The 22,907-nt window shown below is 72.3% G+C and carries 18 protein-coding genes and 2 pseudogenes; 12 read left to right on the top strand and 8 right to left on the bottom strand.

Going from position 1 to position 22,907, the window contains the following annotated elements; translation table 11 throughout:
* Positions 1-106: 106 nt before the first annotated feature.
* Positions 107-2,395, bottom strand: a complete 2,289-nt coding sequence (locus tag ACF1CT_RS23305; protein WP_391785840.1) for a glycosyl hydrolase family 18 protein — start codon at positions 2,393-2,395, stop codon at positions 107-109.
* 351 nt (positions 2,396-2,746) lie between these two features.
* Here ACF1CT_RS23305 and ACF1CT_RS23300 point away from each other — a divergent pair, with 351 nt between their 5' ends.
* Positions 2,747-4,393: a sensor histidine kinase gene (locus tag ACF1CT_RS23300; RefSeq protein WP_391785839.1), complete on the top strand. Its 1,647-nt coding sequence runs from the start codon at positions 2,747-2,749 to the stop codon at positions 4,391-4,393.
* Positions 4,394-4,562: 169 nt separating this feature from the next.
* On the opposite strand, the gene ACF1CT_RS23295 is transcribed toward ACF1CT_RS23300, so the two are convergent.
* Both ACF1CT_RS23295 and ACF1CT_RS23290 read right to left on the bottom strand, forming a co-directional pair.
* Positions 4,563-5,363 carry an ABC transporter permease gene (locus tag ACF1CT_RS23295; RefSeq protein ID WP_391785838.1) on the bottom strand — a complete coding sequence of 267 codons (801 nt, stop codon included), beginning with the start codon at positions 5,361-5,363 and terminating at the stop codon, positions 4,563-4,565.
* On the bottom strand, positions 5,360-6,304 hold the full coding sequence (locus tag ACF1CT_RS23290) for an ABC transporter ATP-binding protein (protein ID WP_391785837.1): 945 nt from the start codon (positions 6,302-6,304) through the stop codon (positions 5,360-5,362). The genes ACF1CT_RS23295 and ACF1CT_RS23290 overlap by 4 nt, the downstream gene beginning before the upstream one ends.
* Before the next feature lie 197 nt (positions 6,305-6,501).
* On the opposite strand from ACF1CT_RS23290, the gene ACF1CT_RS23285 reads away from it, so the two are divergent.
* The 6 genes and pseudogenes from ACF1CT_RS23285 to ACF1CT_RS23260 all read left to right on the top strand — a co-directional run bounded on the left by ACF1CT_RS23285 (position 6,502) and on the right by ACF1CT_RS23260 (position 12,871).
* Positions 6,502-7,152 carry a response regulator gene (locus tag ACF1CT_RS23285; RefSeq protein ID WP_391785915.1) on the top strand — a complete coding sequence of 217 codons (651 nt, stop codon included), beginning with the start codon at positions 6,502-6,504 and terminating at the stop codon, positions 7,150-7,152.
* 100 nt (positions 7,153-7,252) lie between these two features.
* Positions 7,253-7,325, top strand: a pseudogene (locus ACF1CT_RS23280).
* Positions 7,326-7,436: 111 nt separating this feature from the next.
* Positions 7,437-8,573 carry a gala protein gene (locus ACF1CT_RS23275; RefSeq protein ID WP_391785836.1) on the top strand — a complete coding sequence of 379 codons (1,137 nt, stop codon included), beginning with the start codon at positions 7,437-7,439 and terminating at the stop codon, positions 8,571-8,573.
* Positions 8,570-10,420, top strand: a complete 1,851-nt coding sequence (locus ACF1CT_RS23270; RefSeq protein ID WP_391785835.1) for an ankyrin repeat domain-containing protein — start codon at positions 8,570-8,572, stop codon at positions 10,418-10,420. The genes ACF1CT_RS23275 and ACF1CT_RS23270 overlap by 4 nt, the downstream gene beginning before the upstream one ends.
* Complete coding sequence (locus ACF1CT_RS23265) at positions 10,417-11,655, top strand: sigma 54-interacting transcriptional regulator (protein ID WP_391785834.1); 1,239 nt, start codon at positions 10,417-10,419, stop codon at positions 11,653-11,655. The genes ACF1CT_RS23270 and ACF1CT_RS23265 overlap by 4 nt, the downstream gene beginning before the upstream one ends.
* Before the next feature lie 55 nt (positions 11,656-11,710).
* Positions 11,711-12,871 carry a VWA-like domain-containing protein gene (locus ACF1CT_RS23260; RefSeq protein WP_391785833.1) on the top strand — a complete coding sequence of 387 codons (1,161 nt, stop codon included), beginning with the start codon at positions 11,711-11,713 and terminating at the stop codon, positions 12,869-12,871.
* 85 nt (positions 12,872-12,956) lie between these two features.
* On the opposite strand, the gene ACF1CT_RS23255 is transcribed toward ACF1CT_RS23260, so the two are convergent.
* Positions 12,957-13,934, bottom strand: coding sequence for a fibronectin type III domain-containing protein (locus ACF1CT_RS23255; protein ID WP_391785832.1), 978 nt, complete (start codon positions 13,932-13,934; stop codon positions 12,957-12,959).
* A gap of 163 nt (positions 13,935-14,097) precedes the next feature.
* Here ACF1CT_RS23255 and ACF1CT_RS23250 point away from each other — a divergent pair, with 163 nt between their 5' ends.
* From ACF1CT_RS23250 to ACF1CT_RS23230, 5 genes and pseudogenes are all read left to right on the top strand, one after another.
* On the top strand, positions 14,098-15,159 hold the full coding sequence (locus ACF1CT_RS23250) for an amidohydrolase family protein (protein ID WP_391785831.1): 1,062 nt from the start codon (positions 14,098-14,100) through the stop codon (positions 15,157-15,159).
* A gap of 48 nt (positions 15,160-15,207) precedes the next feature.
* Positions 15,208-15,798, top strand: a complete 591-nt coding sequence (locus tag ACF1CT_RS23245; RefSeq protein WP_391785830.1) for a TIGR03086 family metal-binding protein — start codon at positions 15,208-15,210, stop codon at positions 15,796-15,798.
* A gap of 240 nt (positions 15,799-16,038) precedes the next feature.
* Positions 16,039-16,347, top strand: coding sequence for an SH3 domain-containing protein (locus ACF1CT_RS23240; protein ID WP_391785829.1), 309 nt, complete (start codon positions 16,039-16,041; stop codon positions 16,345-16,347).
* A 469-nt stretch (positions 16,348-16,816) separates the two neighbouring features.
* Positions 16,817-17,140, top strand: coding sequence for a helix-turn-helix domain-containing protein (locus tag ACF1CT_RS23235; protein ID WP_391785914.1), 324 nt, complete (start codon positions 16,817-16,819; stop codon positions 17,138-17,140).
* Positions 17,107-17,240 (top strand): annotated as a pseudogene (locus ACF1CT_RS23230) (IS30 family transposase); the annotation flags it as partial. The gene ACF1CT_RS23235 and the pseudogene ACF1CT_RS23230, both read left to right, overlap by 34 nt.
* Before the next feature lie 377 nt (positions 17,241-17,617).
* Here ACF1CT_RS23230 and ACF1CT_RS23225 read toward each other — a convergent pair.
* The 4 genes from ACF1CT_RS23225 to ACF1CT_RS23210 all read right to left on the bottom strand — a co-directional run bounded on the left by ACF1CT_RS23225 (position 17,618) and on the right by ACF1CT_RS23210 (position 22,901).
* On the bottom strand, positions 17,618-18,646 hold the full coding sequence (locus ACF1CT_RS23225; protein WP_391785828.1) for a replication-relaxation family protein: 1,029 nt from the start codon (positions 18,644-18,646) through the stop codon (positions 17,618-17,620).
* 12 nt (positions 18,647-18,658) lie between these two features.
* Complete coding sequence (locus tag ACF1CT_RS23220; RefSeq protein ID WP_391785827.1) at positions 18,659-20,377, bottom strand: MFS transporter; 1,719 nt, start codon at positions 20,375-20,377, stop codon at positions 18,659-18,661.
* 201 nt (positions 20,378-20,578) lie between these two features.
* Positions 20,579-21,634, bottom strand: a complete 1,056-nt coding sequence (locus ACF1CT_RS23215) for a methyltransferase (protein ID WP_391785826.1) — start codon at positions 21,632-21,634, stop codon at positions 20,579-20,581.
* Positions 21,635-21,671: 37 nt separating this feature from the next.
* Complete coding sequence (locus ACF1CT_RS23210; protein ID WP_391785825.1) at positions 21,672-22,901, bottom strand: cytochrome P450; 1,230 nt, start codon at positions 22,899-22,901, stop codon at positions 21,672-21,674.
* Between the last annotated feature and the right edge of the window lie 6 nt (positions 22,902-22,907).

Below are 22,907 nucleotides of genomic sequence, written 5' to 3'. Positions count from 1 at the left end.
GAGCAGTGCCCCGGGGCGGTACCGGGACGGGCCGCCCGCGATACGGGCGGCCCGTCCCACGCGCGGTTCACCGCCGGCGCCTATCCGGCGGATCCCCCGAGAGGGGTCAGCCGAGCCCCGAGTCCAGGGCGCCCATCAGGGTCCCCTGCGGGGTGTCGCCGGACATCTCCCAGATCATGACGCCGAGCAGTCCCTTGTCCTTCACGTACGCGGTCTTCTTCCCGATGGACCAGGTGTCGTCGAAGGACCACCACTGGTTGCCGGTGTAGCCGTACGTGGAGATCGACTGCTCGTCGTGGTGGACGGTCATCGTCGGGAACGCCCCGATGAGGTTGGAGTATCCGCGCGTCCCGGCCTCCTCGGCGAACTGCCCGGGTGCGGCCCCTCCGGCGGACTGCCATTCGCCCGCGGCGCCACCGTCGGTGACGTTCTGCCAGCCGCGGCCGTAGAACGGGATGCCGAGGGTCAGCTTGCGTGGTTCGACGCCCGCGTCGGTGTACGCCTTGATGGCGGTGTCGGCACTGAAGTGGAAGTCGTACGGGTCCTGGTCGTCGGTGTAGAGGTTGGCCTGGTGGCCGGTGCGGTCGGGCTCCCACGAGTTGTCGCTGCCGGAGCCGTGGAAGTCGTAGCCCTGGACGTTGGCGACGTCGAGCGAGTCGAAGACCTTGTCCAGCTCCCAGCCCTCGCCCACCTTCTGCGGGTCGGCGGGGGTGAAGGCGGTGAGGAGCCGGTGGCCGCCGCCGAGCGCGTCCATCTGCTTGCGGAACTCGGCGAGCAACAGGGTCAGGTTGGCCTTGTCGTCGGGCGAGTAGTGGTTGCCGGGGTGTCCGGTACCGGTGCCGGGCCATTCCCAGTCGACGTCGAAGCCGTCGAAGATCCCGGCCGCGGTGCCGGGACCGCCCGCGCCGTTGTACTCGGGCAGGTTGCCCTTGAGGTACATGTCGACGCAGGAGGAGACGAACTTCTTCCGGGAGGCGTCGGTGGCCGCCACGTCGGAGAAGTACTTCGAGTACGTCCAGCCGCCGAGCGACACGACGATCTTCAGGTTCGGGTGGAGTTTCTTGAGCTTCTTCAACTGGTTGAAGTTGCCCCGGAGTTTGGCCCATCCGTCGTCCGCGACCCCGTCGACGGACTGCGCGGCGCTGAAGGGGCGGCCGTAGTCGGCGTCGGCGTCACCGGCGCCGGTGCCCTGCTCGGGGTCCTCGGGATCGGCGGTGGTTCCCTTGGTGACGCCGTTCAGGCAGGTCAGGTTGGTGGGGTCGATGTTGGCGAAGGCGTAGTTGACGATGTCGAGCTTGTCCGCGGCGCCGGAGTCGTGGAGGTTCTTGACGAAGTACTGGCGGCCGTAGATGCCCCACTGGACGAAGTACCCGACCTTGGCGTAGTTCCCCGCACCGACGATGTCGTCGGTCTTCACCGTGACCGCGGCGCTGGCCGGGGAGGCGTTGTCGGCGGCGTCCCGGGCCTTGACCGTGAAGGTGTACGAGGTCGAGGGCGAGAGGCCGCCGATGGTGGCGGTGGTCGTCGTGCCGGAGACCGTGGTGGCGAGTTGACCGCCTCGGTAGACGTCGTAGGCGGCGACCCGCTGGTCGTCGGTGGAGGCCGTCCAGGCGAGCGTGACGGAGGAGGCGTCGGCCGCGGTGGAGTGCAGCGAGCCCGGGGCGGTCGGCGGGGAGGTGTCGGTGGCCGGGTCGACGGTGGTGACGGTCAACGGGGCGCTCTCGGCGGAGGTGTTGCCGCGGGTGTCCCGGGCCCGGACGGTGAAGGCGTAGGCGGTCGCGGGGGTCAGCCCGGTGACCGTGGCGTCGGTCGTCGCCGTGGCGGTGCCGAGCACCTTGCCGCCCGCCAGGATGTCGTACGACGCGACGGGGAAGTCACCGGCCGTGGCCGCCGTCCAGGACAGCGACGCGGTGCGGGCCGTGACGTCGGTCTGCTTCAGCCCGCCCGGCGCGCCCGGCGGCACGTCCGCGGAACCGTCGCACTTGTCGCCGTTGATCCGGCAGCCGGTCGGCTCGGCGATCGGACCGTTGGCCACGAACCAGAAGCTGTACGGCTCGGTGGTGCTGTGGGCGCCGATCGTGCCGTTGTAGTGGGCGTTGGCCGCGGTGACGTGGCTGCCCTGCGTGGTGACGGTGCCGTTGTACGAGGTGTCGATCGTGACCCCGGCCGGCAGGTCGAATTCGAGACTCCAGCCGGTGACGGCGGTGTCGGTGTCGTTGTGCAGGACATAGGTCCCCTTCCACCACGACCCGTTGTCGGCGGAGGTGAAGGTGGCTGTCAGCTTGCCCGCGGCGTGCGCGGGAGCGGCCTGCATCGACAGCAGTGCGAGGAGGAGCCCGAGAACGGCGACAAGAGCGGTCGCCGTTCTCCGTCTGAAGGTCACGTGCTCGGACATGGTGTTTCTCCCTTGGGGCAGGGACCGGTGAGGCGGTCCTGAAGGGGAGCGGAGGCGTTCTGGGTTCCATGGAGCACACGGGAACATAAAAGGTCTGGACCAACTCGTCAATAGGTACAGACCATTGGGGTTCGAAAGCGCCGTCGTTCAACTCACCTGATTCGGAACGTAGTTGCCGCGCCCCTTGCGCACGTTTGCCGGCTCCCGGCTCCCGGCTCCCGGCTCCCGGCTCCCGGCTCCCGGCTCCCGGCTAGTCTCCCTGGGGTGGTGATGCGAACGGGGACGTGGACGGGTGGGACGCGGGTGCACGGGGCCGCACGGAGGGCCTTCGCGGGTCCGGGACCGGTGGCCGTGGACGCGCTGCTGTGGGCGGCGCTGATGGCGGCCGGTGTGCTCGGGTACCGGCAACATCCGCAGTCCTTCGTCACCGGGCTGCTGCTGCCCGCCGCGGTGCTGGCGGTGGCCGTGCCGGGGAGCCGGCGACGGCCCGGCACCGCCGTGTTCCTCGCCAACGGGCTCTGCGCCCTGGGGCTCACCTCCCCCGGCTCCCCCGCCAACGCGTACCTGCTCGCACCGGCCGTCCTGTCGTTCCTGCTCGGCGCCGGTCCGCGCGGGCGCACGGCGGACGGCGGTTCGACGGCGCGGCCCGGGACCACCGTCCCCCGGGCCCTGTGGCTGTTCACCGGATGTGTGGTGGTCGATCTCGGGATCTGCGCCGCGCAGAGGGCCGACGCCGTGTACTGGTTCTACACCGCGGGGCTGATCCCTCCGGCCCTGGTGCTGCCCTGGCTGGCCGGCCGCTACCGGCAGGCCCGCAAGGCCCTGGTCGACGGCGGCTGGCAGCACGCCCTCGGTCTGGAACAGCGGCAGCAGCAGGCCGTGGAGCGGGCACGGCTGCGGGAACGGACCAGGATCGCCGCGGACATGCACGACTCCCTCGGGCACGAACTCAGCCTCATCGCGTTGCGTGCCGGGGCGCTGGAGCTCTCGCCGGGTCTGACCGCACGGGACCGGGACGACGTCGCCGCGCTGCGTGCGATGGTGTCGGACGCCGTCGACCACCTGCGGGACACCATCGGTGTCCTGCGCGAGGACGCCGGCTCGGGCCGGGCGGGGACCGGCCCGTCGGACGCGGACCCGCTCGCGGAGCGGGTGGGGGCCGCCGCGTCGCCGGAGTCCGTGGAACAACTCGTCGACCGCGCACGCGCGTCCGGGGCCGACGTGACGCTGCACCGCACCGGCGGGACGTCCGGGATGCCGCCGCTGGCCGACCGGGCGCTCTACCGGATCGTGCAGGAATCGCTGACCAACGCCCTGAAGCACGCCCCCGGCAGCAGTGTGGCCGTCCGGATCTCCCGGGACGACGGGGGGACCGAGGTGCGGGTCTCCGACTCGCGCCGGGCGGTGCGTGCGCCGCGCCCCGTCCGGTCCGCGGCGCCGGGCCGCCACGGGTTGGCGGGGATGCGGGAACGGGTACTGCTGCTCGGCGGGACGCTGCGCGCCGCACCGACCGCCGACGGCTTCGAGGTGGCCGCCGTCCTGCCCGACCGGCCGCGCGCCGGGCCGCCGGAGTCCTCCCCCGGGGCACCCGATGACCCGGATCGAAGGTCCGTGCCCCGGCTCGCCTCCGCCGCCCGGCGCCGGGCCGGGCTGCGTCTCCTCCTCGCGTCGGGCGCCCCGGTCGGGATCGGACTCGTCGCGCTGGTCTCCGCCCTCCTGCTCGGACACCGGTTGTCCACCTGTGTCCTGCGTCCGGCGGACTACGCGGCGCTGCGCGTCGGCGACACGCAGCGGGCCCACGCGGCGGTACTGCCGGAACGCTCCTTCCGCTATCCGACGGACCGGATGAGGGCGTTGCCCTCGCCCACCGGTTCCCGCTGCGCGTTCTACCGGTCCAACGTCAACGTGCTGGAGCAGGTGGACGTGTACCGGCTCTGCTGGTCGGACGCCCGGCTGGTCTCCAAGGACGTCCTGCCGGGCCGTCCGTCCGACGGCTAGGACGTGTCTGACAGTTCCGCGTGGATCAGCGGGCGTCGTCCTGTGCGGTGCGTCGCAAGGCGCCGGGAAGTCCTTGTAGCGGAGCTACCAGGGCTTTTCGGCAACGCGGCGAGGTCCCGTGCGGGGCGGCGCCCGCCCGCGTGGAATGGTCAGACACGGCCTGAGAGCCTCACACGTCGCGCCGCCGCAGCACGTACAGTCCCGCCAGGTGGGCGGCGAGGGCCCACCCGGCCATGATCAGGAATCCCGCGCCCGGAGGGTACGGGGCGTCGCCGTCGGCCCGCACGGCGTACATGCCGGCGGTCTGCGGCAGCCAGTCGACGACAGTCAGCAGGACGTCGCCGCCCAGGGCGGTGAGCACGGCGGGCAGCACCGAGATCAGTACGAAGAGCACGGTCAGCGCCCCCGCCGAGGCCCTCAGCACGAACGACACCCCGACCGAGAGCACCGCGACCAGCGAGCAGTACACGCCCATGGCCGACAGGCGGAGAACCGACGTACCGGGATCGAACGTGGCGTGACCGCCGAACGGCCCCCACGCCACTGCCGTGCCCAGCGCGCCGCACACCGTCCCGGCACAGAACGCCACCACCGCGCAGACGAACGCCTTTGCGCCCTGCGCCCGGTGCCTGACCGGCACCCACAGCAGCGAGTTGCCGATGCTCCTCGTCGTGTACTCGCCCGTCACCGCGGTCATCGACAGGACGACGACGGCGAACTGCACGAGCAGGAGCGACGACACCGCGGCGTTGTCGACCGGCTGCGGCGGCCTGTCGTTGATGCGGGCGATCGACGCGTAGTAGAAGGTGAAGACCGCCGTCACCGGCACGGCCGCCAACAGGCAGACGGCGGCCGGGCGGACGGACCACAGCTTGACCCACTCCGCGGCGACCGCGCCGGCCGGCCCGCCTCCGGTGCGCGTGCCCGCGGCCTGCCGGGCGCCCTTGTCGATGTCCCTCGTGGCACTCATGCCGTCACCTTCCGGGCCGGTGCGGCGTCCGGGGCCGTGTACTGCACGCTCGATGCGGTCAGGTCCATGTACACCTGTTCCAACGATGCCGGTACGTCGATGAGTTCGTGCAGCCGGACACCGAGCCGGTGGGCCAGGTCACCGACCTCCGCGGCGGTGCTGCCCGTCACCCGAAGCGCCCCGTCATCCGTCGCCCCGACCTCCGCCGAGGCGAACGAGGCGAGTCCGTCGGCGAGTTCGCGACGCTCCCGGGGATCGGGGACATGGACCCGTACGCAGGCCCGCGCGCTGTGCGCCAGGAGCTCCGCCATGGGCCGGTCCGCGAGCAGTCGGCCCTTCCCGATGATCACGAGTCGGTCCGCGGTCAGCTGCATCTCGCTCATGAGGTGGCTGGAGAGGAAGACCGTACGGCCCTCGGCGGCCAGCGCCCCGACCAGTTCCCGCATCCAGCGCACCCCGTCGGGATCCAGGCCGTTGACCGGTTCGTCGAGGACGAGGACCCGCGGGTCACCGAGCAGCGCCCCGGCCACGCCGAGCCGTTGGTGCATGCCGAGCGAGAACCCCCCGGCCCGGTGCCGGGCCACGTCGGCGAGTCCCACCGTCTCCAGCACCTCGTCCACGCGTCGCGCGGGAATTCCGTTGCTGCGGGCCTGTGCCAGCAGATGGCTGCGTGCACGGCGCGCCGGGTGCAGCGCCCGGGCGTCGAGCAGTGCCCCGACCTCCCGGACGGGGTGACGCAGCGACGCGTACGGTCTGCCGTCGATGAGCGCCTCGCCGCCGGACGGACGGTCAAGTCCGAGGATCATGCGCATCGTGGTGGACTTCCCGGCCCCGTTGGGCCCCAGGAAGCCGGTCACCCGCCCTTCGCCGATGTCGAACGTCAGACGGTCCACGGCGACCGTGTCGCCGTAGCGCTTCGTCAGACCTCTGAGTGTGATCACGTATCGCCTCCGATGCCGCTGCCGCCGGTGATTCCGGCGTGTCTCGAACGTAGGAACCGCCGGGCGCGGCGCGCATCGGCCCGGCGGCGGTGATCGCACCCCTTGCTTTCGTCGGGGTGTCCCCTGCCGGACGGCCCGGTCCCCTGCCGGACGACGGCGCTTCGAGGACACGGACGTAGGCTGTGCCGGTGACAACCGTGCTGGTGGCAGACGACGAGGCGCTGGTCCGCGCCGGGGTGTGCGCGATCCTGGCCCGTGATCCCGGGATCGAGGTCGTCGCCGAGGCGGCCGACGGGTTCGAGGCAGTCGAGGCGGTCCGGCGGCACCGGCCCGAGGTGGCGTTGCTGGACATCCAGATGCCGGGGCTGGACGGGATCGCCGCGGCCGCCCGGATCCATCGCGAGCTGCCGGGCACCGCCGCGGTCATGCTGACCACCTTCGGCGAGGACGACTTCATCGCGGACGCGCTGCGGGCCGGGGCCAGTGGATTCCTGCTGAAGGCGGACGACCCGAGGGAACTGCTGGGCGGCGTGCACGCGGTGGCCTCCGGCGGCGCGTACCTGTCGCCGAAGGTGGCGGCACGGGTGATCGGCGGGCTGCGCAGCGGCGGCATGACGGGACCGGGGCCGTCCCGGCAGCGGCTGGAACAGCTCACCGGACGGGAGCACGACGTGCTCGCCCTGCTCGGCGCCGGGCTCTCCAACGCGGAGATCGCCGGCCGGCTGCGCCTGGTCGAGGGCACGGTGAAGGCGCATGTGAGCGCGGTCTTCGGCAAGCTCGGCGTGCGCAACCGCGTGGAGGCGGCGCTCGCGGCCTGGCAGGCGGGCCTGGTCGGACACGACCGCTGAGGGCGCGGACCGTGCGCGTCGGTCGCCGCCCCGCCTGCCGCGGCCAAGTCCGGTACTGATGTGCGAATTCGGCTCGTCGGTGGATATGATCGGGCACGGCAAGGCTGTAGCGCAGAGGTCGTCGCGCCCACGCATCAAGCTGGAGGACGTCGGTTCGAATCCGACCGGTCTTGCCGCTTTGAATTTCGTGGCGGAGAGTCGATGGCCTCGGTTCGTCCCGAGCGGGCGGAGAGAGCGGTCGTCCGCCGCGGGCCGGGTGTCATCGGGGGACCTGGGGAGTAGTGATGTCGCAACCGATGCCCGTGCGCTGTCCCGCGATCGAGCACCCGGACATTCCGCTCGCCGACGCGGCCCTGCTCGACCCGTTGCTGGAACGCCTGGACTCGGCGCTTCCCGTCGCGTCCGACGAGGCCTTCGCACTGGGCGCGCTCCGGGCGGACGGGCGGGTCGACCTGTGCAAGCAGGGGCTCGGTGCGGCGGGTGCGGTCCGGGTGATGCCCGTCGTCGCGCGCTCACCGCACGCCGCGCACGTCCTGCTCGGCACCAACTCGCTGGGCGACGAGGGCGCGCGGGCCGTCGCGGACGCCCTCGCCCCCGGTGACCACGGTCTGCGCACGGTCTACCTCGGCTGCAACCGCATCGGGCCCGAGGGGGCCGCCGCCCTCGCCACCGCGCTCGCCGGGGACGACACCGTCCGGGGCCTGTGGCTGAAGCGCAACCCCGTGACCGATGCCGGGGTCCGGGCCCTCGTCCCGATGCTGCGCCGCAACACCGCGCTGCGCACCCTCGACCTGGTGAACACCGGGCTCACCACCGACGGGCTGGGCGCGCTGCTGGCCGTGCTCGCCGAACGGCCCCGGCCGGTCGAGCGGCTGTTCCTCGGCGGCAACGGGCTCGGGGCCGACGCCGCGCCGCTGCTCGCCGCGCTGATCCGGGACGCGGGTGTGCGGGAGCTGTACCTGCCGTCCAACCATCTCGGTGACGCGGGGGCGGCGGTGCTCGCGACCGTCGCCGACCCCGCCCGCCCGATCCGGCTCGGCCTCGGTGGCAACGGGATCGGGCCGGACGGGGCGCACGCCCTTGCCGACGCGCTCCACGGGATCGAGGCGCTCGACCTGGGGCGGCCGCCCTCGGAGCGCAGCCTGGGGGCCCGCCCCAACGTCACCGGTGACGCCGGTGCCGACGCGCTGGCAGGCGCCCTGCACGGCAGCCCGCTGCGGCGGCTGGAGCTGCGCCACACCGGACTCACCGGACGCGGCGCGAAGTCCCTGCTCACCGCCGTGGGCGTCGGCTCCCGCCTGGAGTACGTGGGGTTGGGGCCGGGGCTGCCCCGCCGGGTGAAGCGGTCCTTCGCGGCGCGGTTGCGCCCGGACGGCGGGGCCCACGCGGACCTGCGCGCGGTCAGGAGTGTCTACCGGTGAGTCCGGACGCGACGGCGGGATTCCTCGCCCCGGAGGAGTTGGCGAGCCTGCGGCAGGTCCGCCGGTACGCGGTGCCCCGGTGGATGATCGAGGCGTCCGCCGAACGGCGCGCGGCAGGTGACTGGCGGGGGGCGTGCGCGGCAGCCGGTTTCGACGTGATGTTCGATCCGGCGGCGGTGGCCGTGCGCTACGGCCCGGACGTGGCCGAGGCGTTGCACGACGACCTGCTGCACCTGGTGCCGGACCTGCTGCGCTGGCACCTGCCCCGCGTGCTGGGCGGGCGTTCGACGCTCGCCCCCGATCTGACCGTGATCCTGGCGGGGTACGGCGCCCCGGCGGACGTACCGGGCGCGAGGACGCCCCACCTCTGCCTGCGCACTCCCCCGATGATCGACGGGCCGCAACGGATCTCGCTCCGGTTCGGGGTGCTGCGGAACGGTTGGGCGCCGGGTACGTTCCGGCCGGGCGTCGTGGACTGGCGGACCGGCCGGTATCTGTGGGACGCGCGCCGCACCGGCGAACTGCGCGCCCGCGTCGGCGGCCTGGACCGGCTGCCGTTCCTGCGTGCCGACGGCACACCGCTCGACGCGGACGAACTGCCCGACGCGGACCCCGGTTCCGGCGACCCGGTGGCCCGTGCCGAGTGGGTGACGCTGCTGTACGGAAAGACGCGGGTGACCGATGCCCTGGCGGCGGTCGGCGTCGAACTGGACCCGACCCCGCCGTCGACGTCGTCGTGGTACCGGGCGGAGCCGGAATCCGTCCTGACACAGCACGGGTTCGACGTCCCGCGGCTGGCGGCGGAGGCCCGCCGGATCGCGGATCTGTACGGGGTGTCGTGCGTCCGGATCGCCGGGGGCTGGCGGGTCGGTGCCCTGTTGGAGTTCAGCGGCGAGGACGGGGCCGACGCGAGGGCGCCCCGGATCAGGCTGGTCGAGCAGAAGGCGGCCCTGGGGTTCCCGCTGCTGCCTCCGACGCTCTGCAAGCGGCTGCCGGACCTCGACCTGCTGCGCGCCGGTGTCCTCGCTCCGGCGCAGCTCCATCCGCTGGTGGCCGGCTCCCTCTTCCCGTCCTCGGAGCCGGCCGTGGGGCCGCCGGGACCGACGCCTCCCGCGCCGGTCCGGGTCCGGTGCCGCGGTGAATGGCACGAGGTGGTCTTCCGCGACGGGAGACTCGACTCCCCGCACAGCTCGCAGGAACAGCGGCGCGAGAGGGCGTTGCGGGCGTTCGGCGGCGCGGTCACCGGCTGTTTCGCCGTGGAGCAGTCCTGCACGACCGGTATCGGCAGGCTGCCCAGGAGCCTGCGGGAGCAGCGCCGGGAACTCTTCCTGCGCGCGCAGCACGGTGACACCCCCGGGGTGCTGGAGCTGCTGGACGCGGGTGTGGACCCGCGGGTGCGGGACGGTGGGCGGCGCGGCCTGCTCCATGTGCTGGGCCTGCTCGACCACGAGCGTCTGCTGCCGCGGCTGTTGGCCGCCGGTCTCGATCTGGAGGCCACGGAACACCGGCATCGCACGCCGCTGTGCGTGGCGGTCGCCGACGGCGGTTCGGCGGATCTGGTGCGGGCGCTGGTGGAGGCGGGTGCCCGCATCGATGTCACCGACCACATGGAGCTCTCGCTGCACCAGTTGATCCGTAAGTACCGCCGCACGGATCTGCGGTTCCTCGGGGAACGGGTGGAGAAGGAGTACCCGGACATCGGGGCCGACTGGTGGGAGGAGTGGGAGGAGGAACGGGAGGACGACTTCGAGGGGAACGCCTTCGACGAGAACGCCTTCGACGCGGGCGGCTTCGACGAGAACGCCGCCCGCGCGGGCGGCTTCGACGAGGAGGGTGAGGAACGATGAGCCCGATCACCCACGACGCACCGGGACGGACGCCCCGGTCGCCGTCCCCCTCCGCCGTACCGGATCCGCTGGACGCCGCCGACGCGCTCAACCGCAGGATCCGGGCGTCGCGCACGGAGACCGCGGCCCATCCCCAACTTGAGGCGCTGGCACTGGCCGTGACGGCCAATCAGCCGGTGTTGTTGTGGGGCGAGCCGGGGATCGGCAAGTCGGCCGGCATGGAGCAGCTCGCCGCCGGGCTCGGTCTCGGGCTGGAGACGGTCATCGCCAGTGTCCACGAGCCGTCCGACTTCGCCGGGCTGCCGGTCGTCGGTGACGATCCGGCCGTGACCGGGGTGCCGATGGCTCCACCGGACTGGGCGGTCCGTCTCGCCCGCGCGGGCCGGGGGCTGTTGTTCTTCGACGAGTTGTCGTCCGCTCCCCCGGCGGTGCAGGCGGCGCTGCTGCGTGTCGTGCTCGAACGCCGGGTGGGCAGTCTGACGCTGCCGGAGCCGGTGCGCATCGTGGCCGCGGCGAACCCGCCGTCGAGCGCGGCGGACGGCTGGCACCTCAGCCCGCCGCTCGCCAACCGGTTCGTGCACCTGCAGTGGACGCACGACCCGCGCACCGTCGCACGCGGCATGGCCGGTACCTGGCCCGAGGCCACGATCCCGGTCGTCGACCCCGCCAAGGCCTCGGGGGCGGTGGCCCGGGCCCGCGGCGCGGTCTCCGGATTCCTCACCGCCCGTCCCGGCCTCGTCCACCACATCCCGGCCGACGCGGAGAACCGGGGACGGGCCTGGCCGTCGCCGCGGACCTGGGACATGGCGCTGCGGCTGCTCGCCACCGGGTACGCGACGGGGACCGGACGGGAGGCGCTCGCCGCCGCGCTGGCCGGGGCCGTGGGGGACGGCGCGGGCATCGAGCTGCTGTCGTACCTGGAGAACCTCGATCTGCCCGACCCGGACCGGGTGCTGGCGAACCCCGACGCGTTCGCCCTGCCCGAACGCGGCGACCGGCAGCTCGCCTTCCTCATCGCGATCGTCGCGGCGGTGCAGGGCGATCTGACCCGGCGGCGCTGGGAGGCGGGCTGGACGGTGCTGGCCAAGGCCGTGGACGCGGGCGTGCCCGATGTGGCGGCGCGGGCGGCGGTCGATCTGGCGTCGATGCGGGACACCGACTGGCCGGTGCCCGAGGGCATCGACGCGTTCGTGGAACTGCTCCAGTTGTCCGGCGCGCTGCCGGGGAACGGCTGAGGCGGGAACGGCCGTGCGGGAGGCGGGATCCGCCCCGGAACGACTCCGGCCGGACATGACCAAGCTGCTCGCCGCCCGCTACCGGGCGGCGGCCGAACGGCCCTATCTGGCGTCGGCGCTGTACGCGCTGTCGGTGGTGCCGAGCACCGAGGTGCCGACGATGGGCGTGGACCGGCACTGGCGCTGCTACGTGTCGCCCGCCTTCGTGGAGGCGACGCCGGTGGCGCAGCTCGCGGCGGTGTGGATGCACGAGGTGGCGCACCTGCTGCGCGATCACCACGGGCGGGCCGGGCTGCTGCCCGCCGCCGACCAGCGCGACCACCTCCGGCTCAACGTGGCGCAGGACTGCGAGATCAACGACGATCTGATCGCCGACGGGCAGCCGCTGCCGCCCGGCCGGATGGAGCCGGGGCTCTTCGGCCTGCCGACCGGGCAGCTCTTCGAGACGTATCTCCCGTCGCTGCCGTCGACCCCGCACGCGGCCGACTGCGGTTCGGGGGCGCACGGGCGGCCGACGCCCTGGGAACTGCCCGGGGACCGGGGGCCGTCGAGTCTCGGTCCGGTGGAGGCGGAGGCGTTGCGGCGGCTCACCGCCGAGGCCATGCGCGCCCACCGGCGCGGTCGCGGCACGCTCCCGGCGGGCTGGGAGCGGTGGGCGGACGAGATCCTGGAACCGACCGTCGACTGGCGGCAGGCGCTCGCGGGCGCCGTCCGCGAGGCGGCGGCGTGGGCGGCCGGGGCCATGGACTACACCTACCGGCGTCCATCCCGCCGCAGCGGGGCGCTGCGCGGTGTGGTGCTGCCCAGTCTGCGCCGGCCGCTGCCCCGGGTCGCCGTCGTGATCGACACCTCCGGTTCGATGGGGGACGACGAACTCGGCGCGGCGCTGGGCGAGGTCACCGGCGTGCTGCGGGAGGTGGGTGTCCGGGGCAACCGGGTCGCCGTGCTGGCCTGCGACGCCGATGTGCGGAGCGTGGCGCGGGTGACGTCGACGGAGCAGGTGGCGCTGGCCGGGGGCGGCGGCACCGACATGCGGGTGGGCATCGCAGCCGCGCTGGCGGAGCGGGACCGGCCGAACATCGTCGTGGTTCTCACCGACGGTTTCACCCCCTGGCCGGACGAGGCCCCCTCGTGCAGGCTGATCGCGGCGCTCATCGGCGCGGGCGCCCCGCAGCCCCCGCGGTGGGTGGAGACCGTGCGGGTGGTCACCTCCTGAGAGCCTGTCGGGTGGCCTTCCGCCCGGTCGGAGGCCACCCGACAGGCTCTGAACCGCACCCGGAGCCGGTGGCCGGCCCCGTCGCTCATCCGCCGAGCACGACGGTGCGCTGGGCGGAGAAGTCCCCCCACTTCCCGTCCGGCAGTTTCGCCCGGATCTTGAGCGAGTAGCGGGTGCCGCGCGGGTCGGTGACGGTGAGCCGGTAGGTCGCCCTGCCCTTGGGCGGGGTGGAGCCCCACACGATCGTGGTGGTCAGCCTGCCGTCCATGTAGAGCTGGTAGGCGGGGATCTCGCCGCCCGTGTCCGGCTGCTCCCAGTCCAGTTCGATGGCGTACTCCTTGCCCTGGGCCCGGTTGGTGACCCGCAGGTCGGTGGGGGCGGTGGAGGCGGGTGCGCCGGGCGCGGACGCGGTGGTGAGGTCTATGGAGTCGCTGTCCGGCGAGGAGTTGTCGGCGGCGTCGCGGGCCCGGACGGTGAAGGTGTAGACGGTGCCGGGCCGCAGCCCGGTCACGTGCGCCGTGGTCTCGGTGCCCGGCACGCTGTGGATCCGGGAGTCCTCCTGGTAGACGTCGTACGCGGTGACGCCGACGTCGTCGGTCGAGCCGCCCCAGGAGAGGTTCACCGCCCGGTCGCCGTCCGTCGTGCCGCGCAGTTTCACCGGGCGGGTCGGCGGTGCGTGGTCGGCGGGCGTCGCGACGGGGGTGGTGACGGTCACGGCGGTGCTCGGCGCGGAGAGGTTTCCGGCGGCGTCGCGGGCCCGGACGGTGAAGGTGTAGGTGGTCGAGGCGGTCAGGCCGTCGACGTCGGTCATCACCTTGGTCGCGGGCAGGGTCTTCACCTTCTCGCCCTTGCGGTAGACCTCGTAGCCGGTGACCGCCTTGTTGTCGGACGCCTGCTCCCACATGACGTGTACGGAGGTGGCGCTGCTCGCCTGGGCCGTCACGTGCCCCGGAACCGTGGGCGCGACGGTGTCCGCCTCGGGTGCGGAGTCGCAGCCGGTGAGCGCGGCCAGGAGCAGGGCGCCGGAGCAGGCCAACGCGGCGGTGATGTGGGGGCGTCGCACGGTCGTGCCTTCCCTTCGGCAGCAATGGTCCAGACCTGTATTGCATGGTGCGGGGCCTGCCGACAAGAGGCTGGATCGGAACGTTCCGCAATATGCCGGTGTGTGCCGACGGCCGGGCCGGCGATCGGTTGGTCCGGTGCGTGCGGTGACGTACGGTCGGCTGATGCTGTGCATACGTGGGATCGTGCTGCCGGAACGCGAGGAGCGGGTGTTCCGGATCGACGGCGGGGTGCTCCGTTCGGGCGGTCCGCCGGGCGGGCTCCGGGGCCGGGACGTGGAGATGATCGTGGACGGCGGGTGGCTGCTGCCCGGGCTCGTCGACGTGCACACGCATCCGGGGGCGCTGTCGACGGACGGCCCCTTCGACGAGGAGCTGCTGCGCGAGCAGTTGGGCGAGCACCGGGACGCCGGGGTGCTGGCCGTGCGCACCCCCGGCACCGCGGCGCGGATGCCCGCGTGGGTGGAGTCGGACCCCGGACTGCCGCGCGTGACGTCGGCGGGCCGGTGGCTGGCCACGCCCGGCCGTTTCTTCCCCGGGTTCGGACGCGATGTGGCCGAGGACGAACTGGTGCGGGCCGCAGTGGAGGAGGCGACGGCCTCGTCCGGGTGGTGCAAGGTGATCGGCGACTGGGCCCAGGACCAGCCCGCCGTGCCGCTGCCGCTGCTCACCTCGGTGGTGGAGGCGGTGCACGCGGTCGGCGGCAGGGTGGCGGTGCACTGCCAGACCCCGGACGGCTCCCGCAACGCGGTCCTGGCGGGGGCCGACAGCCTGGAGCACGGCATGCATCTGGACCCGACGCTGCTGGACCGGATGGCGGCGCAGGGCACCGCGTTCGTCCCGACGCTCGGCGCCTTCGGCTCGGGGGCGGACGCGATGCGGGCCCGGGAGCCGAGCGTGCGCCGCGACCGGTGGCTGGCGGGCTGGGACGGCATGCTCGGCAATGTGCGCGCCGCCCACGAGGCGGGCGTGACGGTGCTGGCGGGAACGGACTCCTTCCCGTGCGGAACGGTCGCGGGCGAGATGTCCTGGCTGGTGCGGGCGGGTCTGCCGGCCGAGGCGGCGCTGGGGGCGGCGTCCTGGACGGCCCGGTCCTGGCTGGGCCTGCCGGGCCTCGTGGACGGCGCGCCCGCCGATGTCGTCGCGTACGCCGCCGACCCGACCGCGGATCCCGCCGTTCTGGACCACCCGGCCCGGATCGTGCTGCGCGGACGCGTCGTGCGGTGAGCGCGGTCCTGCGGACACCGGAGCCGTCCGCGCTGTATGCATGGGCGCATGGAGACCACACCCACGGTTGATCTGGAACCCGCGGCCCGGCGGATCGTCGGCCTGCTCGGCGGCGTCGACGAGCCACGGCTCGACGGCCCCACGCCCTGCCCCGACTTCACGGTGCGCGACCTGCTCGCCCACCTGACCGTGCTGAGCAGGGGCTTTCGCGACGCGGCACGCAAGGAGTCCGGGCCGACGACCGGCGTCGCCCCGGACGACGCGCCCCCGGCGCTCGACGACGACTGGCGCGCCGTGCTGCCGTCGCTGCTGGACGAACTGGTGGCGGCCTGGCGCGATCCGGCAGCCCGGCAGGGGACGACGCGTGTCGGCGGCGTGGTGCTGCCCGCGCGGGAGGCCCACGTCGTCGCGCTGGAGGAACTTCTGGTCCACGGCTGGGATCTGGCCCGGTCCACCGGGCAGGACTACGCGCCGGACGAGGCGGGTCTGCGCACCGCGCTGAACTGGCTGACCCCCGGCGACGCCCCGCGGCCCGAGCACATCTTCGCCCGGCCGGTGCCGGTCCCGGACGACGCGCCGCTGCTCGACCGGACCGTGGCCATGAGCGGCCGTCGCCCGGACTGGCGGCCGGAGCGCTGAGCGGGCGGCGCGCCGGCGGAGGAACCCCGGCCGCCCGTCCGGTACCCGCCAAACCCGTGACCGACAGGCGCGAGAGGCATCCGTCCGGCACGCCGCGCACGCCGGGGCGCACGTCATATGACCTGCGCTTTCGTTCCTTCCGGAAGGCGGCGGCGAAACCGTGACCCGGCGGTCGCCGGGTCCGTTGACGGCGGTGGACGGCCCGCGCCGACGCGGGCCGGAGAACGGAGGATCATTCGCATGATGAAGAAGATGACGCTGGCCGCCGCGGTCCTGGCCGCCGGACTCGGTCTGGCCTTCGGGCCCGCCGCCCAGGCCGCGCAGAGCCCCGCCGCCGCGCAGGCCGTCAAGGCTCCGGCCGCCGTCTGCACCGTCAACGACAACGGGGTGAACTTCCGCGGCGGACCGGGCAACGAGTTCCCCGTCCTGGGTCAGGTGAACAAGGGCCAGAACCTCAACTACCGCGGCAAGCAGGGCAACTGGGTCATGGGCGACCTGTGGGGCGGCCCCACCGGCGTCTGGGTCCACGTGGCGTACCTGAACTGCTGACGCCGAAACACCCGCTCGCCGGAGCACCGGAACACCGAAGGCCCCGCACCGCGCCCGCCGCGTGCTTGGGTTCTAACGGTCCTCGCAACACCCGCGATCTGTGGGAGTTGCGAGGACCGTGGGCGTTGGGCGTGGTGGTCTTTCGGGGTTGCGGGAGCATTTTCCTGCGCGGCTGGATGTCGTGGGGAACGTGACCGTGGTGGCGCGCGAGCTGGGGGTGAACCGGAACACTGCGTTCGGCTGGGCCTGGAAAGCCTGACGGGGCTCGGCTCGTCTGCCGCGCCGGTATCCCGGGCGGGGCGCGTACGAGCGGCTTCGGGCCGAGGGCGTCGCACGCCGGGTGGCTGCCCGGCAGGTCGGCGTGAACGAGCGCACGGCCAAGGACCGGGACTGGGGCGTCAAGAAGACCGGCACCACACGCACCTGCGCCGACGGCCGCCGTGTCGACTGCACCACCGGGACCGTCACGATGTGCGGTGTGACCACAGCACCGGAGGGCCTGACAGCCCTGGAGAAGCAGCTTCACCCGCGGTTCCTGACACTGGCCGAACGCGAACAGATCCGCGGTCTTCGCACGCTGGGCCGGTCGTTGCAGGCGATCGGACACGCCCTGGGGCGGTCGGCGAGCACGGTCAAGCGGGAGACCGACGCGAACTCGGACCGTGAGCACTACCAGCCCTACGCGGCCCACCGGACCGCGGCAGCGCGCAGGCCCCGGCCCAAGGACCGCAAGCTGCTGCGCGAAGGACGGTTGCACGTCTGCGCCAGTACTTCCCCAAAGGCACCGACCTGAGTGTCCACAGCCCCGAGAACCTCGAACACGTCACCCAGGAACTCAACGGCCCCCGCACAAGACGCTCGGCTGGCATACCCCCAGCCGAGCGTCTACGTGATCCACTCACCACCTGAAACCAGGCGGTGTTGCGACGACCACTGGAACCCAAGGCTCGCAGGGGGGCCTTTCGTGTGCCGTGGTCTCAGTTCTGGTCTCACTTGCCCCCGTGGCGGGCCCGCCAGCCCCGGCTTGGTCGCGGTCCGGCAGGCATCACACGCCACTGCCGCGTTGTGGCCGTATCGACGTATCAGCTAGAAACACCGAATACGCGGCCCGACCTCCCAAGGCGGGCATCCCAGTGCCGCCGCTGCCGCCGCCCGTTCCACGAAGTGATCCAGGTGGCGCGTCCACATCCGCGTGGACTTCCCGCCCGCCTCGGACGCGCACCGCTGCCCTCGATGGTGCGCGAGGCACTCCAGCGGCTGGGGGTTCCGTTCAGAGACGCTGGTCGTAATCTCCTGGAGCAGGCCCTGAGTCGTCCGACGGAACCCCGGTGCAGCCGCCCTCTGCGACCCTCGCGGAAATCTGGTGTTGGCCCAGCGCCACTCCCAGCGACTCCCATGCGCGGTGCCCGTATCGCCACCAGGTCGGCCCGTGCGGCCCGTACACCCGCAGTCGGTCGAGCGTGGTGACCAGGATGGGAATGACCTTGTTTCGCCTGACGGCCAGGCCGTCCAAGCCTGATGCGCTCGGCAACCAGTACCGCACGCTCAGCTCCCCCACCGCCTCCATTCGCTGACGCAGCCCCCGGGAGCCGAGGCCGGTGAAAACCACGGCCACGGGCGGGTGTTCGGCCCCCTCCATCCCACCCCATCGGGTCCGCCACAGCAGCGCTCGACGGCCGTCGGTGTCCTCGACCTCGCGCTGGAAGAAGCGCTGGTAGCGCTCGAACTTGGCGGCGACGGTGGCAGCCGTCTCGGTCCCGCAGTCAACCTCCACCAGCAACAACGGCACCTCTGCCTCCGGGGCATACAGGACCGCGTCGGCCCGGGGGCTGCCCACGCCCGGTCGGCTCCAGGAACCACTTGCGGGCAGCGGTACCTCGGTGCTCCACTCGGCTATTTCCCCCAGTTCCATCTTGCGGCGCTCCCCCGCCCCTGACTGGATGAAGGTGGTGATTGTCTCGTTCACCGCCAGCGCGTGCACGGCGCCGTGCCGGGCTGTGCCGGGCGCCGTCCCGCCCATCTCCTCAGCGCCCCGGCGCAGCAAGGAGGCCGCCGACGCCAGCCCGGCCGGAGTCAGTCCCCACAGTTTGTGTCCGTTGGAGGCGTGCCCCTCGGAGACGGTGAGTCCGTGCAGCTGGAGGTCGAGGGCGGCGTTGCGGTGGGATTTGTTGCTCTTGGCCGCAGGGCGAGTGAGCGCCCGGATCTGCTCGGCCGTGGCGACCTTGAGGACGCCCAGGACGCGCAGCACGTCTTGGCGCAGCCCGGCGGTCGAGCCGTACGGATACAACGTCTCGGTCATCGTCCCGTCCACTCACCCGATGATGAGGGCATCCTGGCTCTTCTCCTCGAACTCGGTGAGCTCCCGTCCCCGTACCTTCGGCAGGACGAACACCAGGACCAGACAGCCTGCGAACAGGACGCTCTGGAGCAGCAGGGTGCGTTGCACGGACTCGGCGAAGTCGGTGTGCAGGGCCCTGGCGCTTGCGGCCTGGACGGCCCGTTGCACGGTGGCGTCGGCGTGGGCCGAGGCGTCACGGCAGCTGGCCGGGACGGCGGTGGGGTCGGTCGCGGCGGCGCGGTCGTGAAAGCAGATGCGGAAGCCGTCGACGACGTCCTGCGCGGCCGGGCCCGTGATGTGCGCGGCGGCCAATTCAGCCCTGAGCCGGGGCACCTCATCGGCCGTGGCCGCATTCGCCTGGGAGCCGAGCAGCCCGAAGAAGAATGCGCCGAGGACCGCCACGCCGACGGAACTGCCGATCTGCTGCGCCGTAGTGAGCGTGCCCGAGGCCGAGCCCGCATCTGCGAGCGGGATCCGGGCGAGGATCAGGGTGACCAGTGGGGTGACGGTAAAGCCGAAGCCGAGTCCTGCGACGAGCAACGGGAGCACCACCTGCCGGGTCTCGAGATCGGTGCCCCACTCGTGGACGGCCCAGGCAATACCGAGCGTGCCGGCGATGAGGACGGTCAGCCCGATCTGCAGGGCGACGCGCCCGAGCTTCGGCGCGAGGGCGACAGAGACGCCCGAGCCGATGCCGGAGCCCAGGGCGTACGGCAGCACGGCGACGCCCGTGCGCAACGCGCTGTAGCCGAGCCCGGACTGCAGGTAGATGCTGAAGACAAGGAAGAATGGCAGGAACGCCCCGTAGAAGACGAGGATGAGCAGCAGTCCCGCGGTGAACCCCCGGTTGCGGAACAGGCCAGTGCGGATGAGGGGAGCGTGCCCTCGTCCCTCGCGGCGCCGCTCGTACCAGCCGAAGACTGCAAGGACGACGACTCCGGCAGCGGCCATGACGAACAGATAGGGGGGCCAGCCGAGTTCCCGGCCCTGGACCATGGGATAGACAAGGAGCACCAGCCCCGCGGTGACGAGCAGGACGCCCATAAGGTCCTGCTTGCCCGCCTCGGTGGCCCGGGACTCGGGGATGAAGCGGGCCGCGAGCACGATTGCGAGCAGGCCCACAGGGATGTTGACCAGAAAAATGGGGCGCCAGCTCCAGCCGAAGGCGTCGGCCTGGATGAGCAGTCCCCCGACGAGCGGCCCGGTGATGGCGGCGAGGCCAATGACTCCGCCGAGGATGCCGAAGGCCATGCCCCGGCGCTGCGGTGGGAAGGTGACCTGGATGACGGAGTAGACCTGCGGGTACATCAGCGCGGCGGCAAGCCCCTGGAGGAGACGTGCCGCAATGAGCGTCTCAGCATTCCCGGCGACCCCGCACAGCAGTGAGGCCAGGGTGAAGCCGGCCATACCCAGGATGAAGACGCGTTTGCGGCCGAGCCGGTCACCGAGTTTGCTGCCGGTGATGAGCAGGACGGCGAACGCCAGGGTGTATCCGGCGAGTACCCATTGGACCTGGGCGTAGCCGGCGTCCAGTCCGTTCTGGATGGACGCGACAGCGACGGTGACGATGCTGACGTCCACGAGTTGCATGAACGCGGCGGTCAGCACGATCGCCAGAATGAGCCAGGGGTGCCGGGTCCCCGGCCCATGCTGCGCCGTCCGTGCGGCCGATTTCTCCTCGACTTCGGACACGGGCTCTCCCTTGGGTGGGTACGAACGACACGGAGACTACTAACGTTAGAGATCCCTATCAACGTTAGATGCGTCGTTGGCGCCTCGCCAAGGGTGCTTTCCGGCCACCGCCAACATGGCGACGGCGGCCCCGAGCCGAGTGCTCGGAGCCGCCGTAGGTACCGCCGTGAATATGCAGCTGTGTTTCGACGAACGGGACGGTCAGGCCGCCTGGGCCTCCAGGACCCACTGCGGATGCAGCACCTCACGGGCCGAGACGAGCCGGAACCCGGTCTCCGCCAGCAGTGCGCGCCACTCCTTCAGCGTGTATTCGCACCCTCCGTTGTTGACCATCACCTCGATGTCCATGAGCTTGCTCCAATCGAAGCCGTCGCCCGCCCCCAGCACCGCCTCCACGATCAGCAATCGCTGTTCAGGGCGCCTCATCTCCTCACGGATCCGCTTGAGGGTCTGCCGGACCAGGGGCGACGTCAAGCAGTGCAGGGTGTTCTTCAGCAGGTACGCGTCGGCGTCGGCCGGCACGTCGTCCGGAAGCCGCCCGGCTACGGTCCGCAGCCGCGCCCCGACCTCGTCGTCAGCGTTCCGGTACTCCTCGAGCACATGCGGAAGATCCATCAACACACCGTTCATGTGCGGGTGTTCGGCGAGCAGGATGCGCAGCGCAGTGCCGTCGCCCCCACCCAGGTCTGCGACGGTTCCGAAGCCCGAAAGGTCATAGGCCGCGGCCAGTGCGCGCATCACGCCCTGGGTGAGCGGCGCCCAGGCGCCCTGGTAGGTCCGGGCGAGCTCGTCGTCCTGGGCCAGGTGGGCGTACATCGAATGCCCGTGGACCTTGTCGAAGACCGGCCCTTCCCGCCGGAGCGCCTGCATGATCCCGCCGAACGATGCCCACATGGGCTCCTCGCCCAGCAGCACGGCGAAGTCCCGCAGGCTCATGGGCACGTCAGTCCGCAAGAATTCGGCCATGTCGGTCAGCTCCCAGCGGTCCGGCTGCGTCTCGCGAAAGACACCGACCGAGGCCGCCGCCCGCAGACAGCGCCGTAATGGATCGATTCGTACGCCGAGCCGCTCCGCGAGCTGCATGGTGCTCGCCTCGCCCTCGGCGAGCCGGTCGGCGACGTTGAGCTTCGCGAGCACGTAGACGGGCTGGGCGATCCACTTGGCGGCGGCGATTCCCATCAGACGCAGGTGCGGGGGAAGCCGTTCCGAAGCGATCGGCAGGGGGTTGGGGGTGGCTGCTGCTCCTGGTGCCGTCATTGCGGCCTCCTTGCGTAGGGGTGAACAGACGGACGGCTCAGAAGCGCCGGTCCTCGCCGAGGGTGACGCGCAGATGGCGCGGGCCGCGCATGATGAGGTTGTGGCGCCAGGACAACTCCGCGTACGGGACGTCGAGGCGCATGTCGGGGAAGCGCTCCAGCAGCGCGGCAAGCAGGGTGCGCGCCTCCAGTCGGCCGAGGGCCGCGCCCAGGCAGTGGTGCGGCCCATGCCCGAAGGAGAGGTGAGGGACTCCGCCGCGGTGGATGTCGAGGGTGTCCGGGCCAGCGTACTTCTCCGGGTCACGGTTGGCGGCGGAGAGCACGACCAGAATGGGGTCGCCGGTCTCCAGCCGCTTGCCGCCGAGTTCGAGCGGTTCGGTCGCGAAGCGCCAGCTGCCAACCTTGACCGAGCCCTCCCAGCGCAACAGCTCCTCCACGGCCCCGTCCAGCAGCTCGGGGTGGGCGCGCAGCTCGGCAGCGACGTCCGGCCGGGACAACAGGACGGCCGTCGCATTGGTCATGAGGTAGCCGCTGCTCTCGTGCCCGGCAAAGAACAGCTGGTACGCCAGCGAGAACGTCTCCTCGGAAGTGATCGTCCCCGCGCTGCGGGCCTCGACCAGCATGGCCAGCAGCCCGTCGGGCGCGATCCGCTCCGGATGGTCAAGCAACTCCGCGAAGCACGTGGTGAGTCCGGAGATCACTCCGGCGAACCCCGCGTCGTCCTCGGCCTTGCCCTGGATGACGGTGTTGGCCAGCTCGGTCAGCAGCTCCCGGCCGGGCTCGGGGACGCCCATCAGCCCGGCGAGCACGCTGATGGTGAAGGGGACGACCAGAGTGGCGACGAGGTCGGTGTGGCCGGGCGCGGGCAGCTCGTCGATCAAGGCGTGGGCGATGCTGTCGACCTCGGGCGCCATGGAATGGAAACGGCGCGCGGTCAGCGCCCGCGACATCACGCGTCGTAGGCGGTGGTGTCGCTCGCCGTCGGCGGCGAGGAGGTGCTGCCCGAAGAAGGACTGTTTCTCTTCCATGGCGCCCGCCATGATCGCCTCGTGGACCGGCGGCTGGGCATGCCGGGCCTCCAGGCTGATCGCCGGGTGGTTGAGGGCCTGCCGGGCGAGATCGTGGCCGAGGACAAGCCATGCGTCGAGGCCGGGTCGTACGGTGATCCGCTGCAGGTCGCCCTCGTCGAGGAGGGCCCGGTAGGCCGGGTACGGATTGACCGCGTGTTCTTCGGCGAAGGGCTGGGGCAGAGCGTTCTTGAGCGTCAAGGGAAC

The organism is Streptomyces sp. NPDC014734 (genome assembly GCF_043083325.1).
GTDB lineage: Bacteria > Actinomycetota > Actinomycetes > Streptomycetales > Streptomycetaceae > Streptomyces.
The sequence above is the reverse complement of the archived record's forward strand: the minus strand, read 5'-3'. Positions and strand labels throughout refer to the sequence as shown.

Bases quoted from the DNA above. Each gene is read 5' to 3' on its own strand.
- ACF1CT_RS23305 (WP_391785840.1), bottom strand. From the start codon at position 2,395: ATGTCCGAGCACGTGACCTTCAGACGGAGAACGGCGACCGCTCTTGTC.
- ACF1CT_RS23295 (WP_391785838.1), bottom strand. From the start codon at position 5,363: ATGAGTGCCACGAGGGACATCGACAAGGGCGCCCGGCAGGCCGCGGGC.
- ACF1CT_RS23275 (WP_391785836.1), top strand. From the start codon at position 7,437: ATGTCGCAACCGATGCCCGTGCGCTGTCCCGCGATCGAGCACCCGGAC.
- ACF1CT_RS23265 (WP_391785834.1), top strand. From the start codon at position 10,417: ATGAGCCCGATCACCCACGACGCACCGGGACGGACGCCCCGGTCGCCG.
- ACF1CT_RS23260 (WP_391785833.1), top strand. From the start codon at position 11,711: ATGACCAAGCTGCTCGCCGCCCGCTACCGGGCGGCGGCCGAACGGCCC.
- ACF1CT_RS23250 (WP_391785831.1), top strand. From the start codon at position 14,098: ATGCTGTGCATACGTGGGATCGTGCTGCCGGAACGCGAGGAGCGGGTG.
- ACF1CT_RS23245 (WP_391785830.1), top strand. From the start codon at position 15,208: ATGGAGACCACACCCACGGTTGATCTGGAACCCGCGGCCCGGCGGATC.
- ACF1CT_RS23240 (WP_391785829.1), top strand. From the start codon at position 16,039: ATGATGAAGAAGATGACGCTGGCCGCCGCGGTCCTGGCCGCCGGACTC.
- ACF1CT_RS23235 (WP_391785914.1), top strand. From the start codon at position 16,817: ATGTGCGGTGTGACCACAGCACCGGAGGGCCTGACAGCCCTGGAGAAG.
- ACF1CT_RS23225 (WP_391785828.1), bottom strand. From the start codon at position 18,646: ATGACCGAGACGTTGTATCCGTACGGCTCGACCGCCGGGCTGCGCCAA.
- ACF1CT_RS23215 (WP_391785826.1), bottom strand. From the start codon at position 21,634: ATGACGGCACCAGGAGCAGCAGCCACCCCCAACCCCCTGCCGATCGCT.